The organism is Algoriphagus aestuariicola (assembly GCF_017254835.1).
GTDB lineage: Bacteria > Bacteroidota > Bacteroidia > Cytophagales > Cyclobacteriaceae > Algoriphagus > Algoriphagus aestuariicola.
In genome coordinates, this window is the sequence record NZ_JAFKCW010000001.1 from 1,657,693 (window position 1) to 1,683,362 (window position 25,670).

Here is a 25,670-nt window from a genome sequence, read left to right on the forward strand (position 1 = left end):
AGCGTCCATTTCAATTCTGTCCAGGCCCCTGGAAGAAAATGGGAAGGGCTAGAGAACTGAGGATTAGACTCCAGTCACATCAAGCCGATTTCAACAAATATGGTTGATGTCGCCCATCCGCTATCCGCGTTAAGTCGATAGGACTCAGGATCAATGCTTCTTTTTTCCCAAACCACCGGTACCTCGGAAATTTTGAAAAATTGAATTGGGTAAGATCAGCTTTAGGTTTAGATTCATACAAACTGCTTGGAAATGCTCCGGACGATCCCTTTGTATCTGGACACCGAGGTTTCTGGTTTTTTTACTTTAAGATTGATTCTGTATGAAATGGATTACGCGTGAACGCCCCAAGATTGACCGGATCGCCTGCCCCTGGTTGATCAGGCGTTTTGTAGATAAAGAAGCAGAATTCCTCTATGTCCCGTTTGAGCAGGTTATCCCAAACTCCAAGGAGCTCAATGCTGTTCCCTTTGATCTGCCGGAGGTGGAGTACACGCATTACGGGGATGAATGCACCTTTGACTACATTATCAAAAAGCATAAGCTGGACGATCCTGCATTAAAAGTGATGGCCGTTATTGTGCGAGGGGCTGATACAGACCGCCATGATTTAGCTAGTCAATCATCGGGACTTTGGGCCATTTCCGCAGGCTTGTCGCACAATGTAAAAGATGACAATCTTCTCCTCGAGAAAGGAATGATGATCTATGATGCCTTGTACAGCTGGGCGAAACATCTTCAAAACGAAAAACATACCCAAAACCCGATCGAAAACCTGTTGCGGGATGTGTACAAAAAATTCCTCAAACACAAATCCGGTAAAATCCCCGAGTGGGCGAAAGAATTGAAGGAAATAATTCAGGACCAGATAGACACCAATCTCTCCCTGAGCCTGAGGCAACTTTCCGAAAGCCTGAATGTCCATCCCAGCTATTTGTCGCGGGAGTTTTCCAAGTATTTTGACGATTTATCCTTTGGGGACTACATCCGCAAACTCCGGATAGAAAAGGCGATCGTCCTCCTGCAAGATCCAAAACATTCCCTTTCAGAAATCGCCTACCTGACTGGTTTCTCCGATCAAAGCCACTTCAATCGGATTTTCAAAAAATACACTGGAAAAAATCCCTCCGAATACCGGAAAAGTTTGCTGAAAAAGTAAACAGGATACAAACCGGTAAATTCTGTTCTATTTCCGAAATATTTCTCTTTGTAGCCTTGTATGGTCAAACCGTGCAGACTATGAAATGGATAACCCGTAACCGCCCCAAGATTGATCGGATCGCCTGTCCCTGGCTGATCAGGAACTTTGTTGACCCCAAGGCTGAGTTTATCTATGTTCCCAAGGAACAAGTCTTTTCTAAGGCAGAGGAGCTTGATGCCATCCCCTACGACATCCCGGGATCTGAATATTCACACGTGGACGAATATTGCACCTTTGACTACATCGTCAAAAGGCATAAGCTTTCCGATCCAGCACTGGATCAGATTGCCTTGATCGTTCGCGGGGCTGATACGGAGCGCTTTGACCTTGCACCCCAAGCAGCAGGACTTTGGGCAATATCTGCCGGACTTTCCTACAACATTAGCGACGATCATGAGCAGCTTGCGCTAGGCATGAAAATCTACGACGCACTCTACAGTTGGGCAAAATATGTCCAAAATGAAAAACACACCTGGTCACCAAAAATCTGAAACGTATGCCTGTTTACTTCTTAAAAGATTTAATCATTTACTTTTTAAAATTGGGAACATGGGGGTTTGGTGGCCCGGTAGCCTTAGTCGGGTACATGCACCGCGATCTGGTTGTTGATAAAAAATGGATCAGTGAGGATGATTACAAAGAAGGGCTTGCGCTTTCACAACTTGCCCCCGGACCATTGGCCGCGCAGCTTTCTATTTATCTGGGATTCGTTCACTACCGATTGCTTGGTGCTACTTTGGTAGGAATCGCCTTTGTGCTTCCTTCGTTTTTTATGGTTTTGGCGATCGGATATGCCTATGTATCCTATGGCGGTCTTCCCTGGATGCAGGCTGTATTTTACGGAGTCGGCGCTGCGGTGATTGGTATTATTGCGATGAGCAGTTACAAACTCACCTCCAAAAGTCTGGGCAAAGACAAACTGTTGTGGATTATTTTCATTGCTTTGGCAGTTACTACTTTCATCACCGAAGAAGAAATTTTGTGGGTGATCCTGTTGGCGGGTGTGGCGGTATGGTTTGCCAAAGCTCCGCCAAGATGGTTGAGTTCAGGGGCAAACGGAATGTTTCCTGTGATGTTTGTACAGCTTCAACCGATCGCGACCGAATCCAAACTTTGGGAGATCGCATGGTTTTTTACCAAAGCAGGGGCTTTTGTGTTTGGAAGCGGACTAGCCATCGTTCCCTTCCTCTACGGTGGGGTAGTGAAGGAATTTCAATGGCTGAATGAACAGCAGTTTTTGGATGCCGTGGCGGTAGCGATGATCACGCCTGGTCCGGTAGTCATTACCGTGGGATTTATCGGTTATCTGGTAGCGGGTGTCCCTGGAGCTTGTGTTGCGGCCATGGCCACATTTCTTCCCTGTTACCTTTTCACCGTGATTCCGGCACCATATTTCAAAAAATACGGCAAAAACCCGGCTATCAAGGCATTTGTGGATGGGGTAACCGCCGCTGCCATTGGTGCTATTGCAGGTGCTGTTTTGGTGTTGGGAAAAAGGACTTTGACCGATTTGCCGACGGTTCTCCTCGCTTTGACTACCATCGCGTTATTGTTCAAGTTTAAAAAACTCCAAGAGCCCCTTATCATCGCGGTGGCGGCTTTGATCGGGATTACATTAAAACTGATGCTATGAACGGCAACGACATTCTCAAGAAAACATCCATTTGGCGGTAATATTGAAACCCAAGAGCAGAGTTTGTGGACAACCTTTTTCCGATCGTCAATTGGGACAGTATGGCGGAGCGATTCAATTTGCCAAGGAAGATTTGAAAATATTAATAAATAAAGCTGAGTCACTTAAAGTATCTCTGCAATTTGTTTTGAAAATCCGCTTTTAAGACTCGATCCGGCTTACTAAGATCTTATCGATCCGCTGACCATCTTTGTCGACAACCTCGAGCTCAAGATTTTCTACTTTAACTTTGTCGCCGACTTCGGGGATGCTGGCTGATTTGTGGATCATCAATCCGGCCACGGTCGTGAATCCTTTGGTTTTCAACAGGATATTCAAATCAAAATATTTCACAAAATCAATGATGGCATACTGACCATCCACCAGCCAGCTGTTTTCGTCCCGTTGGATAATCTGGTACTCCTCGTGGTCCAATTCGCTGGAATCACCGACCAATGCATCCATGACATCATCCATAGATACTATTCCCATCGTGCTTCCGTATTCGTCGATGACAATTCCGTAGTGCATTTTCTCCTTTTTGAAGAGTTCCATCACCTGGTAGGCGAAGGAGTTTTCGTTGATAAACAGGGGTTTTCTGGAGACTTTTCGGATATCAAAATCCTGTTCCAGGCCTGGGGCAAAAAGGTCTTTGACCATTACCATGCCAACGATATCGTCGAGGTCATCTTCTATGCAAACAGGGTAAGCCGAGTGCTTTTCGTTGTTTATTTTGACTCGGATCTCTTCCCAAGTGTCTGTCAAGTTAAAATATACCAAATCTGAGCGGTGGGTAAATAGTGTGTTTATTCTCCTATCACCCAGTTCAAAAACCCTTTCTACAATATCCTGTTCGATGTTCATAATTTCACCACCCTCAGCACTTTCCTTGATTATAGCTTTGATTTCCTCTTCCGAAATCTTGGATTCGGAGATGTTTTTAATGCCAAAAACCGTCAGTAAAAAATCATTGGAAACGGATAATAGCCATACAAAAGGTGCAGCTATCATCGATAGAAGATGCATAGGTTTAGCTACCACCATCGCAATAGGTTCCGGAAAAGTCATTCCCAAGCGCTTTGGGAACAATTCCCCTAAAACGATCGAAAGGTAAGTAACCAACAAGACAATCAACCCGGTAGCAATCGGTCCGGAATAGGGTGTCAAAAAGTCAATTTCGGAAATTGCCGCTGCCAGTTCATTGGTCAGGTTTTCACCTGAATAAACACCTAGCATAATCCCGATGAGGGTGATCCCGATTTGGACTGTTGAGAGAAATTTGGTAGGGTTTTCGGCGAGTTCTAAGGCGATTTTTGCGTTGGAACTGCCCCGTCTTTTGGCGTTTTCCAGTTTGAATTTCCGGGAAGAAACCAATGAAAGCTCGGACATGGCAAAAACGCCATTGAGCAGCACGAGCAAAAGAATGATGAGGAGCTCCAATTCGTTCAGGCTAGGTTTGGAATGAGACGGCCTAAATTAAGGATTTAACATAGTATTGGGACACTGTCCAAGTGCCTGAAAACAAAAAGGACAGTATAAAGCTGTCCTTTTTGTTTGAATCGGAAGTAAACGGTTACGTCTCGATTAGTCTTTTTTGCTGTTTTTCTTTTCCGCCTTTGCGGCTCGCTTTTCCTTCAAAGTTTTCGCTGGCGCTTTCTTTTCGTTCTTTTTGGTTTCGGGTTGCTTTGACATGGTAGTAGATGTTTAGAGTGGTTTGACACTAGTTGGAAGATACTCATTTGTAGGTCGCTTTGTTGCAGCAGTCGCCGACATTTTTTTACAGTATTCGCATGCTGATTATTCTCACGTTTGCAAGCGGCCGATCCCTTGCATCGGTCTCTACCGCGGCGATGGCATCGACTACCTCCAAGCCAGAAATTACCTCTCCGAATATCGTGTAGTTTTGGTCCAAATGTGGCGTGCCCCCGATTGTTTTATAGACCTTCCGCTGATCTTCTGGGATCGAGTATTTGTCAAAGTTCCAATAATTATCCAGGATGGAGTTGAGTCGCAGATCCAGTTCTTTGATCAAAACCGAATCTTTTTGGTTTTTGGCCATTTCCAGAGAATCAATCAGAGGCTTGTTAGCTGGATCATTTACTCCAAAATGCCGGGCAAGCATCTTGTTAATCCGGCCTTCGTTGTAGGCCAAGAGACTGTCATTTTGGATTTTTCCCTGCACGATGTAAAACTGGGTGCTGCTCGATGCGCGCTGCGGGTTATTTGTTCTCGCTGCTGCCAACACCCCTTTCTTGTGGAAAAGATCCGGGACGATCTCAGCTGGAATCTGATAGGGGAGGTCTGCACTTCCTACGCTTGCCAAGCTATCCGCGTATTTGCTTTCGGTGTCTCCCGCCTGAATCATAAATCCGTTGATCACGCGGTGAAAAAGAAGACTGTCATAGACTCCATCCTCGACCAACTTGACGAAATTGTCGCGATGAAGCGGAGTTTTGTCCGAAAGTTCGAGGACAATCGTGCCGCAGTTGGTGACCATCTCCACCTGTACCGGCGGGGCATGGAACGTGTTGATTAAAACAGCCAGAAATGAATAGAGTATAGTAATCATTAGGTTTCGTTTTTATTCCAATAAATAAGATATGCCGGATATTTCTACTCATTTCACTTTTTTATAACAACGCCAGCCAGTCACTTTTCTTCCAATGAAAGAATATAGGTGACCATCGCTTTGGCTTCATCAGCAGGCAGCTTTGGGTGACCACTCATGACGGGGTATCCCCAAACGCCAGAACCACCGCTGATTACTTTGCGGGCGAGCATGTCTATGTAAGCCTCCTGTATGGGGTAGCGACGAGCGATGTCGGAAAAGGAGGGGCCCTTGGCTTTGCTTTCTTCTTTATGGCATTGGTAGCAGTCAGAATAGGCGATGAGCACTTCCCCTCTTTTGACCAAGGCCGAGTCGATGGGATCGTCTTCCCCGGGGACGATGTAAAACGCCTTCTTCGGTTGTTCTTTGGTGATTTTTAATTGGGTATCCTTTGCTCCGCAGGAATAGAACAAAAAGGAAAATGAAATTACCGCCAGGATAGCGAGGGTTTTCATGAATTGGAATTGATGCTTGGGCTTCGGGAATATACCATGGTCGTCAATGTTACCACGGCGATCAAAGATTTTGAAACGTCAAACTAGCCTGTCTCGATGATATAAAGAAGAGGCTGTCTCGAAGGCCTGATTGTGTCAGCCTGAGCACTGCAGCTACGGGAGTAGCGTATATCGAAGGCCAATTACAGTAAACATAACGGCATTTCGACTTAGCTCAATGTGACAAACATCGGTTATGAGACAGCCTCTTTGGAGCAATTGATCGGTAATAATTACTTCTGCTGTGACAGAAAGGTCACCAGCGATGCCAATTCCTCATAAGAAAGGGAGTTGGCCAGTCCGGCAGGCATCATGGAGTTTTCGAGCTCTTTTCTTTCCTTGATGTTCTTTTTTTCCAATTTGGTTGCCGTGCCGGTGATATCCCGTATGGTAAGCTCCTCGGCAGATTCTGCCGTAACAAAACCCATAAAGAACTTGCCGTCATTGGTCGTGATCTGCACGGAAGCAAAGCCTTGGGAGATTGAGGCATTAGGTTTCAGAATAGCCTCCACGATTTGGTCCCGATTCATGATCGAGCCGATCTGCCCCATAAATGGCCCCTTCATCACCTGACCGGCTTCGATCGCGTGGCAGGCGATACATCCTTGGCTGGTGAATAGCGTCTTGCCTACGGCGGGGTCGCCTTTGAGTCCGCCTACCGCAAGAATGACATCTTCGATGGATGCCGCTCCGACTTGTCCCTTCTTGTTTTTGATGGATTCCAAATCAACTGAGGCTTCTTCCACTTCAGGAGCCGCAGTCTCTGTCCCCATTTCGACAATTCCCAACCTTAATCTGTCATTGAGCGAGGCAAACAAAGGTTTTTGGCCTTCATCAGCAGAGTTTAGCTCAGCCATAAGGAAGTTTTTGACCTTAGCTGAGCCTTCCCAATCGGCAGTTTTATAATAAGGCCCATGGGTATCAGGGCGGGTTCCCCACCACCAGCTGCCATCATAGGGAGCCTCTTTTTGGTAAAGGCGGGCTAGTGTGGCTAGAATTTCGGCTTTTTTCTCAGCATTGTCCGTCTCAGTATAGGCGGCGATCAAGCCGTCCACCGCTTTGGCATCATGCATGTAGCGTAATGCCCAAAGTGCCAATTTATAATTGTCTGAATCAATGGCCTCCATAGTGGCATCCACCGCATTGAGGTCCACCAATGCCTTCACGGCCAAGTGGGGGAGTACTATTTCTGAATTTGGGGTAGCGTGCGGTCCCTCCGTGTCTTTTGCGGGGATTTGAGCAGATGCAGGTACTTCAACTTCTAACAAAACCTCGGTTGCTTTTGGGTCTCCCAGTCTACCCAATCCTACGATGGCGGCAGCCCGAACTCTTGGATTTGCATCTTGAGCAGCGGCAATAAACAATTCCACAGGAACACCCGTGATACATTTCTTTTGATCGGCTAACGCACGGAGGGCAAATTCACGCAGCTTGTCTTCTTCACTGAGTTTGATTAATTCCTCTACGCCTGAAGCACAAGCTGCCTGAGCGTAGGTGAAGATCGCGGCTACCCGCGCCTCTAGTGGCAACGAAGTGTCTTGTGCGATGGAAAGTGTTGCCGCTGCCGCCTCATCTTTTGGTCTTGTCAACATTTCCTGCTGTGCATCCAGTCTGGTGACGGAGTTTTTGGCTTTGAGCAAGTCCGCAAGCTCTGCGACGGAGGCCGCCTTCAGGTCGGGATAGGCCTCATATTTCCAGCCTACTGGTACAGCGCGTACCACGTAGCCTTTTTCTGGACTTCCCCGAAATCCCGCGCCATCCCAGGCAGCGAGGTACATCGTACCGGATCCGTCCACGTCCACGTCGGTAATCTGGGAAAGCTTGATGAAATTTTCATCCTGCTGGGTAAAGCTGGGGCCGTCCATACTTACCCGATGGATATAAAGTTGGCTTTTGCCCCAGTCCGCCATCATGGGAACTCTATTGTATTTAGCTGGCCAACGCTCGTCGTCCATGAAATAGGCACCTGTACCAGATCCCCCGCCGAGATCCTTTAGAGCCGGCAGGATTTCGTCGGTAAAATGCTTGAAGAGGCTAGGATAGCCGTATTCCCCAGTTTGGATGTGATGGATAAAGCGGATGTTCCAGCCACCCCCGTCATTGGTGTTGCCTCGGGTGTAAACGTTCATGAATGGGTCAATCGCCACGTCATAGATGTTTCTGGTCCCGTGGGTATAGACCTCCATGCCGGTGCCGTCAGGTCTTACCCTTACGATTCCGCCTCCAAGCATGGTGAGCTTGGTGCCTTCCCTGTCTTCTGCATCCACAAAGCCAAAGTCACCAACAGCGATGTAGATCCACCCATCGATGCCCATGCGGATGCCGTTGGTGGAGTGGTCAGTGCCGCGGCTTCTTAGCTGGTTGGCGGTGCTGATGCCTGTGATAAGAGGCTTGGCCGGGCCGTCGGCGACGCCGTCTTTGTTTTTGTCCTCAAAGACCACCAGGTCCATGCCTGTGGCCAAGCTATCCGTGCCAAAAGTGGTATGCAGTACAAATACCTGGTCAGCCAAGGCAATGATTCCCCGCGGGTTGTCCACTTTGGTAAACTCGGTATGTGCGTCCAGATTGCCGTCGTGGTCACTATCGACCAGCTTCATGATACTGCCCTTTCCAGGCGTTTTGCCGAGAGAGCCGATCATGTCTACACCGACAAAAACTTCTCCGGAAGGGGCGACGGCGAGGCAGGAGGGACTGGGAACCAAGTCCGGCCCTGCAAAATTGGTGATGATCAACTCGGTGCTGTCTGCTCCGATACTGTCGGAGACAATGCCCTCCGAGGAGAAATAGGCAGTTAGCTCTGCCAGATCGGAAGTTTGGGATGGCTTGTATTTGCTACAGCCCACCAAAGCGGTCGCTGCTATCAAGCCCAAAATAGAATTTGGAATTTTAGACATGTAAAAAACGGAATTAGTTTTTTTTCGCATGGTTCTCGAATGAAAACCGCCGCGAATATATCGCTTTAGGCAGGGTAAACTTCCCTGTTTGATGCAAAACGATGATACAAATCCGCTTTTTTTATGGACGGCAGCCTCAAATCAGACGAATCGATTGTTCGGTTTTGCTTTCTTAGGGGGCGATCGGGTAAAGGTAAACTTGTAAAATTCAGCCCAAAAAATATGGCGCGTAGATGAGCAGCGCAATCGCCAAGGCCGTTAGAACAGCAAAGGTCACTGCTCCCGATGCGATGTCTTTGATAAAGCCAATTTTTTGATGATAGTCGGGATGCACGAAATCGCAGACCTTTTCGATGGCCGTATTGAGGCTTTCGATCGAGAGTACCAGCCCAATTGCCAAAAACTGGAGCGCCCAGTCGACTCGGTCTATTTTAAAGTATAAGCCCATTCCTGTAAAAACCAAGGCAATGGTTGTTTGGGTGATGATGGAGTTTTCCGTGGTAAGTAGCAGGAAAAAACCTTTGACAGCGTATTTGATGCTTTTGACCCGATCGATGAAAAATCCTGACATAGACGATGGAATTTGTCCCGAAAATAGCGGAAAGCAAGTTTAGTCCCGCTTCGCCTATCGCTAAGTTTTTTAGCAATAACAAATCTCATTGGCTTGATCTGAGTCCATCAGCCCAAAGCAAAAACTCAGGAGATTATTCAAAAGGCGGCCAATGCTGGGCATGTCTTGGCTATTGACGAGTTAAATACACAGGACCATTAAGCCCAAGTAGGTATGGCTGGAAACAAATAAGCCCCCATTTGCTAACATTTGACGGACCTCAGCCAAAGAATGGGTGGGTACATTTGGGAAAATAAACCCTAAGACGATGAATAGCCTACCGAGAACTTTTATTCTTTCTTTTTTATTTTTTGCCTTCCTGATTTCCTGCGGTGAGAGTGATCCCAACGAACCTCCAGTTTTGCAGCTATTGCAGACTGAAGTCGTGGCTGATGCAGCCGGGGGGAATTACATTTTGAACATTTCAGCGAATATTCCTTGGACCGTTGTAGTGAATTCGGATTGGATTGAGGTAAGTCCGGTAAAAGGAAGTGGCAATGGCCAAGTGGAGCTAGTCCTCCAGCCAAACACCTTGGAGACTGCGAGAAGTTTGGAAGCAAGGGTGACTGGTAAAGGAATAGTGAGGACAGTAAATATTTCACAGGCAGCTGTGCCAAGAGGATTTCCGGAATATTACATTCCCGCGGATCAGACCGGGATGCGGAATATTTCCAGCTTGAGTTTGGCTAAAGAAATGGGAAATGGCTGGAATTTGGGAAATTCTCTGGAAGCGATCGGAGGGGAGACCAATTGGGGAAACCCGCTGGTCACCAAGACGCTGATCGATCAGGTGAAAGCGGCGGGATTCCAAGCCGTGAGGATTCCGGTGGCTTGGAGCAAGTTTAGCAATCCCGACGACTATACCATCGATCCCTCTTGGATGGCAAGAGTGCAGGAAGTAGTGGACTATGTGATCCACAACGGCATGTATGCGGTTCTCAATATCCATTGGGATGGTGGCTGGATGCAGCCAACCTATGCCCAACAAGACGCGGTGAATGAAAGACTGGAGAAAATGTGGCTTCAGATTGCGCTGAACTTTAGGGATTACGAAGACCGGTTGCTGTTTGCCGGTACCAACGAAGTGATGGTGACTGGTGACTACGGTACACCAAAGCCGGAGTATTACATTGTGCAAAACTCTTTCAACCAGACTTTTGTCGACATCGTGAGATCCACGGGGGGACGAAATACCTACAGGAATCTTGTTGTTCAGACCTTCAATACGAATATTGACCACGGGATAAGTTTTTTTGAACTGCCTGAGGACTCCACTGATGACCGGCTGATGGTCGAGGTGCATTACTATGATCCCTATGAATTTGCATTGAAGGAGGAGGGAGGAGTGAGCCAATGGGGAAAAATTGCAGTCGATCCTCTAAGAAAAGCAAGCTGGGGCGATGAGGCCCATGCGGATGCCCAGTTTGGAAAGATGAAAACTGAGTTTGTGGACAAAGGCATTCCGGTTTTGGTTGGGGAGTACGGTGCCATCTCCAGAGCTGCAGAATCCGACCACGAAATCTATCGGAAATATTATCTGGAATACGTTTCCGCGAGTATGAAAGCCAAAGGCCTTATCCCGTTTTATTGGGACAATGGCTATGCCGGGAATCACGGTTTCGCGCTTTTTGACAGGGCTAGCGGAGAGCAAATCCATCCGGAGTTAATACAGGCCATTACCGGAAACTGAACGTTGTTAACGTCTTCCTCTAGCTGCTCACTGATCACCAAAAACCTCCTGAATCGCCTCCAAGTAGCTGAACCCATGGCCAACTGTAGGCTCGATATAGTTCCCTTCCAGGTACTCATTCCAGCAGCAGATCATTACGGTGTTGCCGTTGTTTTGCCGGTATTTCCTGGACACTTGTTGGGCTTCCTTCAGCTTGGCTTTGAATGAGGTCTTGTCACTATGGACCAGATCTTTGTAGGGTTCGGAGGGAAATCCGCTTGGCTGCGGCCAAGTGCCTCCGGCGGGTCTCATATCCCATCCCATAGCTACCGGGACCTGATATTCAAAGTTGGGGTCATTCTTGAATTTTTCGCTCCACATCTTCCAATGGCCCCGATAGGTCGCGCGCATATCGGCGTAGGAGCGGTTGTCCTTGTCCATGAAGTTGTGGTATACGTAGGAGGTCATCCCTTCGAAACCCATTCCTTTCAGCCGAGGTACGTATTCCTGTAGTAGCTGACGTTTCTGATATTCTCCGCCTTGCCAAGCCTGCTTCGGGTTTTTGGGTTTCCAAACGGTCGGCAGGCCGTACATACGCTCGTGCTCGAGCATGGGTCCGGCCATGACCGCAATGAACTTGATTCCGGGAAGACCTGCTTTTTGGGCGGTTTTTTGTGAAAGCTCCAATAAATCTACTAGGCGAAGGCCATAGTAAGCGGCCCTGGACTCCGCATCTTGGGGGAAATAGAAATAGACGACAGGTCGCCCGTCGCTTCCTTTCAGATAGTCATCCCGGCTGAAGTAGAGGTCTATCCACAGTTGGGTGATCTTCTCGTGGACTTTCAGGTAAAGTTCTTTGCTAGGCTTTTCTCCCTCATAGTTTGCCTGCCTGGCAAGCTCTTCTGGAGAACCAATCTTGAGCCAAAGCTTCCATCGCTCGTCGCTGTCATCGCACCAATTGATCGCAAATTTCATCTGCTCACCCTTGGGAAGCCTTGCATTTTCCGCCAAAAGGACCTCCAGTTGGTCACCCCATTCGATCATCCCGGGGACGGCCACTCTTCCGGATCGTGCTTGGTCCGTTGCCCAGCCTTTTGGATAGTAGATTTTGGCTTGCGGGGCAAAGTTTTGGTGGTGGAAATAATGCCGGCCAAAAAACCAGTCGTAGGCAAAGAAGTCAATGCCGTAGCGCTTCATGTACTGCAGTTGTTTTCTGGCAACTTCCGGGTCTGTCCGGCTGTAGAAGCCCTTCAGCTCCGCAATGGGTTTGCGATCCAGATAGGGACCTTGGTAGGGATATTTGGCGTTGTAGATCCGTCCTTTCGGACCCCAAATGCTAGGATTCAGTAGATTGGAGCAATTCCCAGGATCCTGTAAACAGGACCAAAAACTATCCCTATCCACGGCTGGGTCAGAAGAGGTATTCCAAGAGGGCATGAAATAAACCCCCACAAGTTCTCCCTGATTTGGGTTTTGACCTAGGGTCGAAATCATGGAAAAGCTTGCAGATTGGGAATTGAAAACGTCGGGGCGCTTCGGCTCACAGGCTCCCAGTGCCATGACAAGCACCATCACCCCAAAAAAGAACTCAAACCGATTACTCATAAAAATACCTTTCTTTTAAATTCAGATCTCGGCTGAAAATGCACTCTGGGCGGATTGGAGGTTTTTCCCCAGCACTTTTCTCCAGATTTCTATTCCCCGATATTCTGGCAGCAACATTTCAAAGTCCAATTGATAGCTCAGCAGGTGGCTAAAACCCATCTTTTCATAAAATCGCTTTGCCTGAGGTTGGCAGGACATTACCTCTAGCCAGATTGACTCCAGTCCGTTCTCCAGGCTTATTTTTTCACAGTGCTCGACTAGCCTCTTGGCGATTCCTTTGCCGTGAAAGTCCGGATGCAAATAGAGACGATGGAGCTTCATGGAATTTGGGATTTGAATTTCCCGGGGAGAAAAGGGGAAGTCATACTTTAGAATCCCGATTTTTACCGCATCCGACTCCACAAAGAAATAGTGGCTTCTCGCGCGGTTGAGTTCTTTTTGCAGCGTTTCAGGATTGTAGATCAAATTGACATACCAATCCCCCTGATCGCCCCAAACATATCGGTACGCATCCCTATAGATCTTGTCCATCAAAGAAAAGAGCACGGCTTGATCGTCAGCCTGAATCGGGACGAGATTCAGGCTAGGGCCAATGGGTGACGGAATTTCCATGCAATGAAGACCTCTTTACTTTAGTTTGTCGATCATTTCTTCGGTGAGGTCATCCGCATACACTCCGTAGGAATTAACCAAGACTCCTTTTAGGTCTCCGGTTTTGGAAGAGATCGCGTAGAGGATTGCCTCATCCGAGGGATTGGTATTTCCCTCAAATCTAAACGTCTGATCGACTTCAAACTCTTGGGGGAGCAGGCAGGCCTTGTCACAGATCAGGCTGTCAAAACGAATGTTGAAATCCTCGGTATAGCCTTCTTTTCTGAGTTTCTCTAGCGTTTCGACTAGGGTAGGTTCGTAGTTGGGCATCGGCGTAGTTGATTTGTTGAGTTCAAGTTAATTCTTAGAATCCTAAATTCTGACGGCTTTCATCGAATATCGTTGGCTTCGCTCGTATCGGTTTAGACCTTCGGAATCCCTAGCGCGAACAACAGCCTCTGATTCGATTTTATCCATTGTAGAAAATACTAACATATAACTCTCAGAAAATCAATACTTAGGGAGTTTATTTATGAGATGACACTGGAAGTGTTTTTCGGAGGATTATCCAGTTGAAATTTATTTAGTCATTTCGATTTGCATGGACTTTTTATTTTGGGTTAACTTACTCCAAGTAGAAACGCCCGAATAGCCCAATCGGAAAGGGCCGCCGCCCTTCCGGTTTTGACAATTGAGATTTTTCTTACCACCAAACCTATTAGGCCTATGTCTATCCGAGTTGCTGTCAGGCATTATACCAAATATGAGTACGACCGTCACATCAGCCTCAGTCCACAGGTGATTCGCCTACGGCCCGCACCTCATTCCCGCACCCATATCAAAGGCTATTCCCTGAACGTAAAGCCGGAAAATCACTTTATCAACTGGCAGCAGGATCCGTTTGGCAACTATCTCGCCAGGATAGTGTTCCCGGACAAGGTGAAGTTTTTTGAGATTGACGTCGAGGTGATCGCCGATATGGTGGTGATCAACCCATTTGATTTTTTTGTGGAGGACTATGCCAGTGAATTTCCCTTCGTCTACGATGAGAGCGTTCGAAAGCAACTTGGTCCCTATCTGGAAATAGATGAATCAAGTCCGTTGTTGATGGCGATGGTGGACAAGGCCAAATCTCTTTCGAAAGAGGGGATCAGAACCGTAGACTACCTGGTAGCAATCAACCAGCTGATCCATAATGAACTGCGATACAATGTACGAATGGAGCCCGGTGTACAGTCTTGCGAGGAAACACTTGAATTAGGTTCAGGTTCTTGTAGGGATTTTGCATGGCTGCTAGTTCAAGTGTTACGGCACGTTGGGTTGGCAAGCAGATTTGCGTCGGGCTATCTGATACAGCTAAAGTCAGACGAAAAATCCCTTGACGGGCCGTCTGGGCCTGAGCAGGACTTTACCGACTTGCATGCTTGGGCGGAGGTTTTTGTTCCTGGTGCCGGATGGATTGGACTGGATTCGACCTCAGGTCTGTTTGCCGGAGAGGGGCACATTCCCTTGGCATGCACACCCAGTCCACAGGACGCGGCACCGATCACCGGGATGGCAGAGCCAGCGGAGACCAAGTTTTTCTTTGAAAACCAAGTGACGCGGATCAAGGAAAAGCCACGTGTGACCAAACCTTATTCCGAAGAGCAATGGACTTCCATTTTGGCCGTGGGAGACAGAGTGGAGGAGGATCTAGTTGCCAATGACGTCCGCCTCACCATGGGTGGGGAACCGACTTTTGTTTCCGTAGACAATCAGGATGCCCCAGAATGGAATTCCACAGCGGACGGAGAACATAAGCGGAGTCTGGCAAATACGCTTTTTCACAAACTCAAGGGAGAGTTTGGTAATGGCGCCTTGATGCAATACGGTCAGGGAAAATGGTATCCCGGAGAGCCTTTGCCTAGGTGGAAGCTTGCGTGTTATTGGAGAAAGGATGGGAAGGCACTTTGGCATGACGATACGCTGATGGCCGATCTTTCGAAAGACTATAAGTTTACCAACGCACATGCGAAAGAATTTATGTCCGAATTGGTCAGTCAGTTGAGCGTAGATCCTAAAAATGTGACACCGCTTTTCGAGGATCCGTTTTATTTCATTTGGCAGGAAGGAAAAGTGCCTGTGAACATTGATCCATTTCAATATGATCTCAAATCTCCTCTTGAAAGACAGAAACTCGCCGAACTCTTAAATGAAGGCTTGGATGAGGCGGTCGGATACTCCATTCCTCTGGAATGGGAATACCAAAGCGGGGTGTGGCAAAGTTGCCGTTGGAAATTCAGGAGGAACAATCTTTTTCTGGTTCCGGGTAATTCACCTGCCGGACTGAGATTGCCACTGGATTCGATCGAAGCTGTCAAACCAGAAGACGAGCCCATACAGCCGGAAAACGATCTATTTGCCGAGGTTCGAGATTTGCCCGAATCTCTCAAGAATGTTTCAGAAAGAAAGCCGATCAATTCTGACCGCATATTCAAGACTTCTTTGGTGGTAGAAGTTAGACAAGGAAAACTTTTTGTTTTCTTCCCTCCGGTCTCGTATTTCGAGCACTACCTGGATTTGGTAAGTGCCGTGGAGCGAAGCGCCCAAAAGCTGAAATATCCCATCTTAATCGAAGGCTACGATCCACCTTCAGATAACAGGATTGAGAAATTGATGATTACACCGGATCCCGGAGTCATCGAAGTCAATGTGCAGCCAGCAAAAAGTTGGAGGGAGATCGTGTCAAATTATGACACTTTATATGAAAAGGCGCGCGAATCCCGATTGACCAGCGAGAAATTCAATGTAGACGGAAAGCACACGGGAACTGGCGGGGGCAACCATATCACGTTGGGTGGCTCTACCCCAGCGGAGAGCCCGCTGCTGCGTCGTCCCGATGTGCTAAAAAGCTTTATTACTTATTGGCAGCACCATCCCTCGCTTTCCTATCTTTTTTCTACCCAATTCATCGGACCAACCAGCCAAGCACCACGGGTGGATGAAGGGCGGGACGACCTGCTTTACGAGTTGGAGCTGGCTTTCCAACAAGTGCCCAACGGCAAGGAAAATGAAGTTCCGTTTTGGCTGGTGGATAGGATTTTCAGGAATTTGCTAGTCGACATCACCGGCAACACCCATAGAGCCGAGTTTTGCATAGACAAGCTGTATTCACCTGACTCCAGCAGCGGACGCCTTGGGATTTTGGAGTTTAGAGGGTTTGACATGCCCCCACACTATCAGATGAGTATGGTGCAGCTGCTGCTTATCAGGTCTTTAATGAGTTGGTTTTGGAAGGAGCCCTATGACCATCAACTAGTCCGCTGGGGTACGTCCCTTCACGACAAGTTCCTGCTTCCCCATTATTGCCAAAAGGACATGCTCGATGTAGTCAATGATCTAAAGGGTGCGGGATATTCCTTTGACATTGCTTGGTTTGATCCCTTTTTCAGCTTCCGTTTTCCTTTTGTAGGAGAGTTGCAAGTTGATGATATCCATATTGATATGAAAATGGCTATTGAGCCGTGGCATGTATTGGGAGAGGAGATGTCCAGCTCGGGTACTGCCCGTTTCGTGGATTCCTCCTTGGAACGTCTGCAGGTGAAAATCACCGGTTTGACGGAATCGCGCTATCATTTGCTTTGTAATGGTTATCGCATTCCATTGAAAAATACCGGCGTCCAAGGAGAATTTGTCGCGGGAATACGGTACCGTGCCTGGCAGCCGCCATCCGCTCTGCACCCAACGATAGGTGTCGATACCCCTTTGGTCATCGACCTGTATGACACCTGGACCAAGAAGTCTATTGCCGCTTGTCAGTACCATGTGGTGCATCCCGGCGGCAGAAGCTACGACACATTTCCCATCAACAGCTTTGAAGCCGAATCCAGACGAGTTGCCCGCTTTTTTGATTTTGGCCACAGCCTTGCTCCCCCCAAAACAGTTATTGTGGCTGCGGACGGGGAGGGACAATCCAATAGATTTCTTTCCAAAGTCACAGTACAGCCTCACTACGAAGCTTCCGAAATAATAATCAACCCAGAATTTCCGCATACAATGGATCTCCGCCGGTATAAAAAAAGATGATTCTGTATTATATCCCGATCCATGCTATCAATTTTGAGATATGATAGACTCTTATCTTATTGAAAAGATGTTCAATAATGCGCCCTTTCTTGATGAAATGGCGACTGACCAAGGCAAAATATACCCCCACTGGGAACGCCTGGCAAAATACTACGACCAAATCGGCCGCGAGCGGATGGGGCAGTTTCACGAGGAAGTGGGACGGCAGCTGCGTGAAAACGGAGTAACCTATAACGTGTATGGGGATCCTAACGGAATGAACCGTCCTTGGATACTCGATCCCGTACCCATGGTTTTCAGCTCCGACGAATGGGAAGGAATTGAAAAAGGATTGGTTCAAAGAACAAATCTTTTGAACTTGGTTCTGAGTGATTTATATGGCGATCAAAGTCTGATTAAGGAAGGATTAATTCCCTTTGAACTGGTCTACAATCACAAAGGCTTTCTCAGACAGGCCCATAATATCAAGCTGGATGGTGACCAGCAGTTGATCCAATACTCTTCCGATTTGGCGCGGGGTCCAGACGGCAAAATGTGGGTATTGCATGACCGTACGGATGCACCCTCGGGGGCCGGATATACCTTTGAAAACAGGGCAGCGATGACGCGTGTTTTTCCCGAGCTGATTCGGGAAAACCACGTCAGGAAGATCACTTCCTATTATCAGACATTCAAAAACACCCTCAGCAACCTTACCACGAACAACAAGGAAAATCCCAGGATAGCCCTCCTTTCCCCCGGACCCACGAATGAGACCTTCTTTGAGCATGCCTACATCTCTTCTTTTATGGGATTTACCTTGGCATTTGGGGAAGATCTTACAGTAAGCGATGGCTATGTTTGGCTGAAGACTATCAAAGGCCTTGAGAAAGTAGATGTGCTGATCCGCCGAGTCGATGATGTATTCTGTGATCCTCTGGAATTCAGAAGCGACTCCCACCTAGGCGTGGTGGGCCTGATGGAAGCCGTCAGGCAGAAGAAGGTGCTAGTCATCAACCCACTCGGCTCTCGGGTGCTTGAAAATCCCGGCCTGATGGCTTTCCTACCCAAACTGTGCCGACACCTGCTCGGAGAGGATCTGGAGATCCCTTCCGTGGCCACTTGGTGGTGCGGCCAGCCTTTGGAACTCAGCTATGTATTTGAAAATATAGAGTCGCTCGTTATTCGTAACATCTACCGCGGCACCAACAATAAATCTGTGTTCGGGGGCAGCCTTTCAAAAGCTGAGCTCGATTTGTTGAAGCGGGAGATCCGACGAAATCCTTACCTATTCGTTGGGCAGGAGATGGTGGAGTTTTCTACGACACCCGCTTGGATCAATAATTCCTTGGAGGCCAGAAATGCGGTTTTCAGAAGTTATGTGGTCGCGGACTCCGAAAACAAGGACTACAAAGTCATGCCAGGCGGTTTATCCAGAAGCTCTCCCGAGAAAGGGGCTTTCTTGGTTTCCAACCAAACGGGAGGGATCAGCAAGGACACCTGGGTACTGGGAAAACCCAAAGAAGCAGGAGCTTTGCCAGTAAAGGCGATCAGTATTCAACCTTTGGTTCGCAATGTGCTTCCCAGTAGGACTGGCGAACGCTTGTTCTGGCTTGGGAGATATCTAGAGCGGTCTGCCTATACCGTACGACTGATGCGAATGGCCTTGCTTTCTTACAATGAGGCGGACGAGGATATCCATATCCAGGAAAATCCCGTTTTGAACACGCTGCTTCAAACCCTGACAGCAGTGACTGGCACGTTTCCTGGGTTCAGCGAAAAATCCATCCTCAAAAACCCGGAACCGGAACTTATTGCCTTGGTGCGGGACGTGGAAAAGTCGGGGAGCTTGGCCTATTCGATTCAAAGCTTTTTGGGCAATGCCTATGCGGTGCGGGACAGGTTGAGTCTAGACACCTGGAGGATATTGGACAGCATTTCGGAGGAGCTTAACAAGATGAGGCTTTCGGTGACTACCATTCAGCAGGCTTATCACAGTTTGGATAGCATGATCGTGAAGTTGATGGCCTTTTATGGACTGAATATCGACAACATGACCCGTGAACCGACCTGGCATCTTTTGAATATCGGACGCTTCATTGAGTCCGCCGTAAACAACTGTACCATTCTTCGAGGTATGTTGAGCAAGTCATTTGACCAAGAATCCAACAAAGAACTGATGGAAGACACGCTGCGCTGCAACGAGAGCTTGGTGACTTACCGCTACCGCTACCGATCTAACCTCGAAATGAATGGTGTGCTATCCCTGTTGATGCTCCACGAGGACAATCCCAGAGCGCTGATCTACCAGTTGCTGGAAATTGACCAGCATTTAAGGACCCTCCCCAACGACGGAGATGGGGAGCTGTTTGGAGCGGAGCGAAAAAAGCTGTTGGAGGCCATCACCAAGATCAGGCTTTGCGATATAGACAGACTAGCCGAAGCAGAACCTGCAACTCGGGAGTTTCTAGCCTTGACCGCATTTTTGGATGAGATCGTCGACTTGTTGCACGAAACCTCCGATGTGGTCTATGAGAAGTATTTCAGTCATACCGGTAGCAGTTATCGAATGATGCGAACTGCCGTAATCCCAGAAATATGAGATATCGCGTCATCCATGTCACCAAGTACATCTATGAGGTCCCGGCTATGCTCTGCCACAACCTTATGTTTCAAATTCCCCAAGATCTCCCTTTTCAGGCAGTGGAAGACTACACTTGTGAAATCAGCCCCAAGCCAAGCTTCGAAGCTGACCGAAGCGATTTCTTTGGCAACAGGTATCGCTACTTTTCCGTGGAGCGAATGCATAAAATGCTGACCGTAACATCGAAGAGTACGCTTGAGCTTGTCGCTCCAGCCTGGGAAAGCGCTGATCCGAAAGCTACCATGCATTGGGAATTGGTGGTCGAATGGCTTCACTCCACCGCCGCGTCCAGCGAGATTCGGCAGTTTTACCTCGAATCCCATCATGTGCAGTTCATTGATGGCATCCGAGAGTATGCGCTCAAATCCTTTTTGCCTGGCCGCCCCATCATGGAAGCCATGCTCGACTTGAATACCAGGATCTTCAAAGATTTTGCATTTACGCCAGGCTTCACGGACATCAGCACCCCCCTAGAGAAGGTGTTTGAGCACAAAAAGGGAGTCTGCCAGGATTTTGCCCATTTTTCTCTTGCCTGTCTGCGCTCCTTGGGCCTTTCTGCCAGGTATGTCAGTGGCTATATAGAGACTTTTCCACCTCCGGGAAAACCCAAGCTCGTAGGCTCGGATGCTTCCCATGCATGGATAGCCCTCTATATTCCGGGCTTGGAGTGGGTGGAATTTGATGCGACCAACAATCTATTGGTGGGTGACAAGCATATCCGCGTGGCGGTCGGGAGGGACTTTTCAGACGTGACACCACTGAAAGGAATCGTGTTTGCTGGTAAGGAACAGGAAATGAAAGTCAGTGTGGATGTCCAGGCACTAGATGAAGAGGAAGTGGACAGCTAGTAAGTGGCATTGAGAGGTCTATTGAAAGAATCATTAGCGCATGCGTGCCAGTCTTCTATAAAAATCAGAGAAGTATCGAAAGAGTCTTTAATCCAAAAACGTATTGGATCCTGTAAACGCCGCCTCGAGGAGTGTGAACACCTGTTGGATTGGGCATGACGCAGACTCTGGGGGAATCCTATGGTAGATTTGCTGAACCTAAATGCGGGGAAGAAAGGACGGCTGAAGTCAAATTTAAACTATTGGGGATATTCTGATACGAGCTTGTGGATTTTCCCATCGAAACCACAAAGGAAAAGCTCTCCTGCTTCGTCAATTCCAAACGATGAGACGTTAAAGTTTGCGTCGGCAATTTCAAGGTTTACGGGAGATTGTGGATCGGAAACATCGAGGCTCCACACCCGTCCTGAAGCAAAATCGGCATAGATGTATCGGCCAATTAAGCCTCTTAGTTGGGTGCCTCGATAGACAAAACCACCCGTGACTGAAACTCCTTGGGATCTCTCATATTCCCATACTGCTGGTTCTAAAGATCCCAGATCACAATTCGCTGACCTGAAGCAATGGTTTCCTTCGGCGATGTTCCATCCATAGTTGCCACCCTTGACGATAATGTCAATTTCTTCGTAGCTGTTTTGTCCCACGTCTCCAGTCCAAAGCTTGCCCGTTTCGGAGTCAAAGCTAAATCTCCATGGATTTCGGAGGCCAAAGGCGTAGATTTCTTCAGCATATCCTTCTGAATTGTTCGCAAAGGGGTTGTCTGGTGGTATGTCGTAGTTTTTTGTCCCTTCTGCCTTGTCCACGTCTATCCGCAAGATACTGCCCAATAATGTCTTCAAATTCTGTCCGTTCCCTTCGGGATCGCCACCGCTGCCTCCATCTCCGACGGCAATGTAGAGATATCCGTCTGGACCAAAGGCCAGCTGACCGCCGTTGTGATTGGAGTAGGGTTGGGGGATCTCCAGCAGAACCTGCTCCGAGCTCAGGTCAGCTTTGTTGGCATCCGAGGATACCCGAAATCTGGAAATTACAGTTCTGTTGGGATTGGATGCCGTGTAGTTCAGATAGAAAAAGCCGTTTGATTGATAGTTTGGGTGAAAGGCCAAGCCGAGCAATCCCTCTTCGTTACCCTGGTCATCCACTTGGCTTTCTATGTCAAGGAAGGTGGTTTTTTCCGCGGTTTGCATCTCGTTTTTGAAAACGGAAATGACGCCCCGTTGCTCTATGACAAATACGCGATTGGAGCCGTCACCAGCGTTTTGCAGGTCGACAGGCCTGTTGAAACTCAGCTGCGGGAAGGCTTCGGTTAACTGATAGCTAGCGGGAGAAGGTGGGTCCGTGGGGTCGTTTTGGGCACAGGCTCCTGCCGTGGCAGCCAAGAAAAGTAATAACAAGGGAGTGAATGGAGTTAATTTCATAGCGACATTAGGATGGCCAAAAAGAATGTTCCCACAGACAGTTGATTCATGTTGAGAGGTTTTATGCTGAGCATATACGCTATAACGACCTTTTTTGGATGCTGGTTTAAGCTAACGGTGTTATCTGAGACTCAATGGGTGTAGTTGGCAAAAGTGATTCAGTTTACTTTGTTGAGGAAAATCGAAAGCGCGCTAGTAGACTGATAGCGAGGTAAAGCGGATGGCGCTCATTGGCTATCCGCTTGGTTCGCTGCCAAATTGAGTTTTATCAATGCTATCTGATGCATACCGAAGCAGCTAGGTAGATCAACTCCGTCGGGGAATTGTCATCGATTTTTAGCGCGACATCGACGCGTTTTCTCGGGTCGATTTCAGACCCTTTCAGTTCCATCTCCGCGAGCTTCCAAGCTTCCTGAAATTGCTTGTCCATTTGCGCCGCTTCTTCTGTTTTTCCCTGCGCCATCAGGGCGGCAGTCAGACCGCTTAGGGCGAACCCATTCTTCGGCCAATTGTAAAGATCCTCTCGAAAGATTTTGTCTGCTCTTACAAAGTCGCCGGTTTCCAGATAGAGATTGCCTAGAATGTGCCTGACGGAGAAGAACCAGTCAGGGGGCTCATTATAGTTGAGTCCGTCTTCGATAATAATTGCTTCGGACAGCAGTTTTTTGGCTGCATCATTTTTCCTTTCATTTACCAGCACTTTTGCCTCCAAAACCCGAGCAGCTATTTGGCAAACCTCGGTGACTTTGTTGATGCCCCAGTTCATTTGGTCAGCTATCGTTGAGTCTTGTCCCAAGGTCCTGAGCTGCTCCAATTCGGTTTTTGCCTGGTCATTTTTTCCTTCCTGGGCCAAGGCCATTCCCTGCGCGTAGTGCCAGATAGCCCGCGGATAAATCAGGTCCTCGGTAGGCTCTGGCAGGGATTTGATTTTCTCCCACTGGGCAAACTTAATGAGGATATGGTAGGGGATGGTCAAGTAGTGTTGCACCATTTCGAAGCCTGGTTCGTGGGAAAATGCTGGATCGACCAAGCTTGCTGTTTTGAATGCCGCCTCGATAGAACGGGAAGCCCGGCCCTCAAAAGCTGCGGTGGCAGCCAGGAAATGGTAATTGTGAGTGAAATACATTTGGGGATAGTATCCCTGGGCTTTGCATTCGGCGATATAGGTGCTATCTGCTATCACCGCTTTCTCATTGGCTATAGAGCCTTCGTGATAGTCTCCGGTATTGATGTAGATATGGGAAGGCATGTGGACCAAATGTCCCGCCGAGGGGACCAAGTCCTTCAACCTTTCCGAGACTACCAGTGCCTGATCCAGCTTTCCGCTCGCTTCCGTAGCGTGCAGATAAAGATGATTGGCTAGGGGATTTTGGGGATCTATAGCAATCACTTTTTCCAAAAGAGCGACTACTTCGGGAGTCCATGGCCGGGGTTCGCCTCCTCTTTTCTCGTAGAAATCCCAAGGGTGGAGATTCATCACGGATTCTGCATAAAGGGTCGCGACAATGGAGTTTTCCGGAAACTCCTCGTGCGCTTCGCGCATTGCATTGGAAAAGGCTTCGTCATCGGAATTTGCGGAGGTAGATGGGAATTTGGTGGCGATGGCCTTTATCACTGCTTGTTCCCAACGGCTAGCTTTCTCGCCTAATCGAGTGGCCTCAGCGACAGCATCCCGGATTTCGTTTATGGTGCCCATGTTTGAGGCTGAGTTAAAATTTGGTCCCAGCACATAGGCAATACCCCAATATCCCATAGCAAAGTCGGGATCAAGGCGAACAGCTTCCCTGAAAGAACGCTCGGCCTCGGCATGGTTGAAGTTATTCGCCATGATGATTCCCTGATTGAAAAAGGTCTGGGCATAAGGTGATTTCGTGGTGACTTGCACTTGATACTCACCGATGTTTTTGAGGAGAGGAGCCTGGAATGTTGGCAGTTCCTGTTTGCATGCCGAAATAGCAACGCAGAAAATCAAGACGAGAACTTGTACTCTCATGGGCTTGTGGATTAAAGAATGGCAATGAAAAAATGAATGTAACCTTTAGACTAATTCCTTACTATGAGCTATACCGGTGGCAAATGAATGTTGCTTGAAACATAGTACCCAATTTTGCTATGACTTGAGGTCAAAAACTGATTCAAGCAAAGAAATTTTGATGAGAAATAAAAGTGAAGACAGGGCTTAAGTTTTTATATATCAGTGAAATAGAAAAGACTTTCATTGAAAGTGGCGTCTCCCATCCATCATCAATATTTTGTCGCTGCCGCCTTGAAAAGTGACTACTGTTGGCTAGGACTTTAGCTTGATTCCGAGCCGCTCATTCCAGAGGGGCAGCTTTCCTAGGATTTGATCTAAAGCCTGTTTTTGTTCCTCGGTCAGCGGGGTGTTTTTTGACCTGGACAAGGGTTGGATTGGGACACCGCGTTTTTGGAGAAAATACTTGGCACTGATAGGGTAGCCTTGGGAAATAATCGAGTCTGCCTGTGTAAGTTCCGACTGAAGCCATTTGACATCAGCTTGTTTTGATGGGTCCGTCGCGTTGGCGCACATCCAGGAGAATAGCTCGGGATAGAGGTTTCCGGCGATGCAGGACATACCCTTTGCACCCATTTCCAGGGAATACATGGTATTCGGCGTATGGGCGTCGTAAAATTCCATTGGACTGCCCTTGGCTATTTCCAGTTTGGCTTTGATTTTATCCAAATCCAAGCTTGTGTCTTTGTGATAAGTAAAGCGCCTTGAGGAAACCATGAAACGCATTACTTCAGGCGAGATAATCCTTTTGTAAGGCGAGGGGCATTCGTAGGTGCCTAAAGGGATATCGCCCGTCAGACTCAGGAACTTTTCGAGATTGCTGATCAGTACTGCGTCGTCCTCATCCTTGGTGGCAAAGTGGCTGCTGATCAGGATGACAGCGTCGACTCCAGTGTCATACATTTTCTTTGTAAACTCTGCCTTTTCCTCAATTGTCTCCCCAAAAGACCCCGTCGCCACGACTTGCATTTTCCCGTTAACCTGCTTCACCACATGTCGGGCCAGCGCGAGGCGCTCGTCGTTGTCAAGGTGATACATTTCGCTGCTCAGACAGTTGGCAAAGAAGCCTTTTGCTCCACAGGCAATGTAGAAATCAGTCAGCTTGGTCAAGGTCCCAAAATCAATATTCAGATTGGAGTCAAATGGGGTTAGCATCACTGGGACAAATTTCTTGGCATCGCTTTCCAATTTGCCGGAAATGGGCATACTCTCGGTGTCGGCTAAATCAGAGGCGAATAGATTTTGGTTGTGTCCCATCAAAGCGGTGAGCGAGAGCGTTCCAAGGGAGATTTTCTGCAAAAATTTCCTTCTGGGATTGTGCTGGGGTGTTTTCATACGGA

General features: G+C 48.0%; 18 protein-coding genes. 7 read left to right on the plus strand and 11 right to left on the minus strand.

Going from position 1 to position 25,670, the window contains the following annotated elements; genetic code table 11:
* Positions 1 to 322: 322 nt before the first annotated feature.
* From J0A67_RS06915 to J0A67_RS06925, 3 genes are all read left to right on the plus strand, one after another.
* Positions 323 to 1,159, plus strand: a complete 837-nt coding sequence (locus J0A67_RS06915) for a chromate resistance protein ChrB domain-containing protein (protein WP_206568529.1) — start codon at positions 323 to 325, stop codon at positions 1,157 to 1,159.
* An 80-nt stretch (positions 1,160 to 1,239) separates the two neighbouring features.
* Positions 1,240 to 1,692, plus strand: coding sequence for a chromate resistance protein ChrB domain-containing protein (locus J0A67_RS06920; RefSeq protein WP_206568530.1), 453 nt, complete (start codon positions 1,240 to 1,242; stop codon positions 1,690 to 1,692).
* Between the two features lie 5 nt (positions 1,693 to 1,697).
* On the plus strand, positions 1,698 to 2,834 hold the full coding sequence (locus J0A67_RS06925) for a chromate transporter (protein ID WP_206568531.1): 1,137 nt from the start codon (positions 1,698 to 1,700) through the stop codon (positions 2,832 to 2,834).
* Between the two features lie 201 nt (positions 2,835 to 3,035).
* Here J0A67_RS06925 and J0A67_RS06930 read toward each other — a convergent pair whose 3' ends face one another.
* From J0A67_RS06930 to J0A67_RS06950, 5 genes are all read right to left on the minus strand, one after another.
* Positions 3,036 to 4,313 carry a hemolysin family protein gene (locus J0A67_RS06930; RefSeq protein WP_206568532.1) on the minus strand — a complete coding sequence of 426 codons (1,278 nt, stop codon included), beginning with the start codon at positions 4,311 to 4,313 and terminating at the stop codon, positions 3,036 to 3,038.
* A gap of 337 nt (positions 4,314 to 4,650) precedes the next feature.
* Positions 4,651 to 5,442, minus strand: coding sequence for a peptidylprolyl isomerase (locus J0A67_RS06935; RefSeq protein WP_206568533.1), 792 nt, complete (start codon positions 5,440 to 5,442; stop codon positions 4,651 to 4,653).
* Positions 5,443 to 5,522: 80 nt separating this feature from the next.
* Entirely contained in the window at positions 5,523 to 5,936 is a 414-nt protein-coding gene (locus J0A67_RS06940) for a c-type cytochrome (RefSeq protein WP_206568534.1), read from the minus strand.
* A gap of 272 nt (positions 5,937 to 6,208) precedes the next feature.
* Positions 6,209 to 8,869 (minus strand): DUF7133 domain-containing protein, encoded by a 2,661-nt coding sequence (locus tag J0A67_RS06945; protein WP_206568535.1) that lies wholly within the window; start codon positions 8,867 to 8,869, stop codon positions 6,209 to 6,211.
* A gap of 208 nt (positions 8,870 to 9,077) precedes the next feature.
* On the minus strand, positions 9,078 to 9,440 hold the full coding sequence (locus tag J0A67_RS06950; RefSeq protein WP_206568536.1) for a diacylglycerol kinase family protein: 363 nt from the start codon (positions 9,438 to 9,440) through the stop codon (positions 9,078 to 9,080).
* 307 nt (positions 9,441 to 9,747) lie between these two features.
* Between J0A67_RS06950 and J0A67_RS06955 the strand changes: the two genes are divergently transcribed.
* Positions 9,748 to 11,169: a cellulase family glycosylhydrolase gene (locus tag J0A67_RS06955; RefSeq protein WP_206568537.1), complete on the plus strand. Its 1,422-nt coding sequence runs from the start codon at positions 9,748 to 9,750 to the stop codon at positions 11,167 to 11,169.
* A 27-nt stretch (positions 11,170 to 11,196) separates the two neighbouring features.
* Here J0A67_RS06955 and J0A67_RS06960 read toward each other — a convergent pair whose 3' ends face one another.
* Genes J0A67_RS06960 through J0A67_RS06970 form a run of 3 tightly spaced genes read right to left on the minus strand, consistent with a single transcriptional unit; the run spans position 11,197 to position 13,674 of the window.
* Positions 11,197 to 12,753, minus strand: coding sequence for a glycoside hydrolase family 99-like domain-containing protein (locus J0A67_RS06960; RefSeq protein WP_206568538.1), 1,557 nt, complete (start codon positions 12,751 to 12,753; stop codon positions 11,197 to 11,199).
* Between the two features lie 21 nt (positions 12,754 to 12,774).
* Positions 12,775 to 13,365: a GNAT family N-acetyltransferase gene (locus tag J0A67_RS06965; RefSeq protein ID WP_206568539.1), complete on the minus strand. Its 591-nt coding sequence runs from the start codon at positions 13,363 to 13,365 to the stop codon at positions 12,775 to 12,777.
* Positions 13,366 to 13,380: 15 nt separating this feature from the next.
* On the minus strand, positions 13,381 to 13,674 hold the full coding sequence (locus J0A67_RS06970; RefSeq protein ID WP_206568540.1) for a phosphoribosylpyrophosphate synthetase: 294 nt from the start codon (positions 13,672 to 13,674) through the stop codon (positions 13,381 to 13,383).
* A gap of 396 nt (positions 13,675 to 14,070) precedes the next feature.
* Here J0A67_RS06970 and J0A67_RS06975 point away from each other — a divergent pair, with 396 nt between their 5' ends.
* The 3 genes from J0A67_RS06975 to J0A67_RS06985 are packed head-to-tail and all read left to right on the plus strand — an operon-like array spanning position 14,071 to position 20,880.
* On the plus strand, positions 14,071 to 17,409 hold the full coding sequence (locus tag J0A67_RS06975) for a transglutaminase family protein (protein WP_206568541.1): 3,339 nt from the start codon (positions 14,071 to 14,073) through the stop codon (positions 17,407 to 17,409).
* 40 nt (positions 17,410 to 17,449) lie between these two features.
* Entirely contained in the window at positions 17,450 to 19,990 is a 2,541-nt protein-coding gene (locus J0A67_RS06980) for a circularly permuted type 2 ATP-grasp protein (RefSeq protein WP_206568542.1), read from the plus strand.
* Positions 19,987 to 20,880 (plus strand): transglutaminase family protein, encoded by an 894-nt coding sequence (locus J0A67_RS06985; RefSeq protein WP_206568543.1) that lies wholly within the window; start codon positions 19,987 to 19,989, stop codon positions 20,878 to 20,880. The genes J0A67_RS06980 and J0A67_RS06985 overlap by 4 nt, the downstream gene beginning before the upstream one ends.
* Before the next feature lie 239 nt (positions 20,881 to 21,119).
* On the opposite strand, the gene J0A67_RS06990 is transcribed toward J0A67_RS06985, so the two are convergent.
* The 3 genes from J0A67_RS06990 to J0A67_RS07000 all read right to left on the minus strand — a co-directional run bounded on the left by J0A67_RS06990 (position 21,120) and on the right by J0A67_RS07000 (position 25,665).
* Positions 21,120 to 22,298, minus strand: coding sequence for a PQQ-dependent sugar dehydrogenase (locus tag J0A67_RS06990; RefSeq protein ID WP_206568544.1), 1,179 nt, complete (start codon positions 22,296 to 22,298; stop codon positions 21,120 to 21,122).
* A gap of 274 nt (positions 22,299 to 22,572) precedes the next feature.
* Positions 22,573 to 24,291 carry a tetratricopeptide repeat protein gene (locus tag J0A67_RS06995; protein WP_206568545.1) on the minus strand — a complete coding sequence of 573 codons (1,719 nt, stop codon included), beginning with the start codon at positions 24,289 to 24,291 and terminating at the stop codon, positions 22,573 to 22,575.
* A gap of 294 nt (positions 24,292 to 24,585) precedes the next feature.
* Positions 24,586 to 25,665, minus strand: coding sequence for a dihydrodipicolinate synthase family protein (locus J0A67_RS07000; RefSeq protein ID WP_206568546.1), 1,080 nt, complete (start codon positions 25,663 to 25,665; stop codon positions 24,586 to 24,588).
* Positions 25,666 to 25,670 lie beyond the last annotated feature (5 nt).

Coding starts and splice junctions, on each gene's coding strand:
- J0A67_RS06915 (WP_206568529.1), top strand. CDS start 323: ATGAAATGGATTACGCGTGAACGCCCCAAGATTGACCGGATCGCCTGC.
- J0A67_RS06920 (WP_206568530.1), top strand. CDS start 1,240: ATGAAATGGATAACCCGTAACCGCCCCAAGATTGATCGGATCGCCTGT.
- J0A67_RS06925 (WP_206568531.1), top strand. CDS start 1,698: ATGCCTGTTTACTTCTTAAAAGATTTAATCATTTACTTTTTAAAATTG.
- J0A67_RS06935 (WP_206568533.1), bottom strand. CDS start 5,442: ATGATTACTATACTCTATTCATTTCTGGCTGTTTTAATCAACACGTTC.
- J0A67_RS06940 (WP_206568534.1), bottom strand. CDS start 5,936: ATGAAAACCCTCGCTATCCTGGCGGTAATTTCATTTTCCTTTTTGTTC.
- J0A67_RS06945 (WP_206568535.1), bottom strand. CDS start 8,869: ATGTCTAAAATTCCAAATTCTATTTTGGGCTTGATAGCAGCGACCGCT.
- J0A67_RS06950 (WP_206568536.1), bottom strand. CDS start 9,440: ATGTCAGGATTTTTCATCGATCGGGTCAAAAGCATCAAATACGCTGTC.
- J0A67_RS06955 (WP_206568537.1), top strand. CDS start 9,748: ATGAATAGCCTACCGAGAACTTTTATTCTTTCTTTTTTATTTTTTGCC.
- J0A67_RS06960 (WP_206568538.1), bottom strand. CDS start 12,753: ATGAGTAATCGGTTTGAGTTCTTTTTTGGGGTGATGGTGCTTGTCATG.
- J0A67_RS06965 (WP_206568539.1), bottom strand. CDS start 13,365: ATGGAAATTCCGTCACCCATTGGCCCTAGCCTGAATCTCGTCCCGATT.
- J0A67_RS06970 (WP_206568540.1), bottom strand. CDS start 13,674: ATGCCCAACTACGAACCTACCCTAGTCGAAACGCTAGAGAAACTCAGA.
- J0A67_RS06975 (WP_206568541.1), top strand. CDS start 14,071: ATGTCTATCCGAGTTGCTGTCAGGCATTATACCAAATATGAGTACGAC.
- J0A67_RS06980 (WP_206568542.1), top strand. CDS start 17,450: ATGATAGACTCTTATCTTATTGAAAAGATGTTCAATAATGCGCCCTTT.
- J0A67_RS06985 (WP_206568543.1), top strand. CDS start 19,987: ATGAGATATCGCGTCATCCATGTCACCAAGTACATCTATGAGGTCCCG.
- J0A67_RS06990 (WP_206568544.1), bottom strand. CDS start 22,298: ATGAAATTAACTCCATTCACTCCCTTGTTATTACTTTTCTTGGCTGCC.
- J0A67_RS06995 (WP_206568545.1), bottom strand. CDS start 24,291: ATGAGAGTACAAGTTCTCGTCTTGATTTTCTGCGTTGCTATTTCGGCA.
- J0A67_RS07000 (WP_206568546.1), bottom strand. CDS start 25,665: ATGAAAACACCCCAGCACAATCCCAGAAGGAAATTTTTGCAGAAAATC.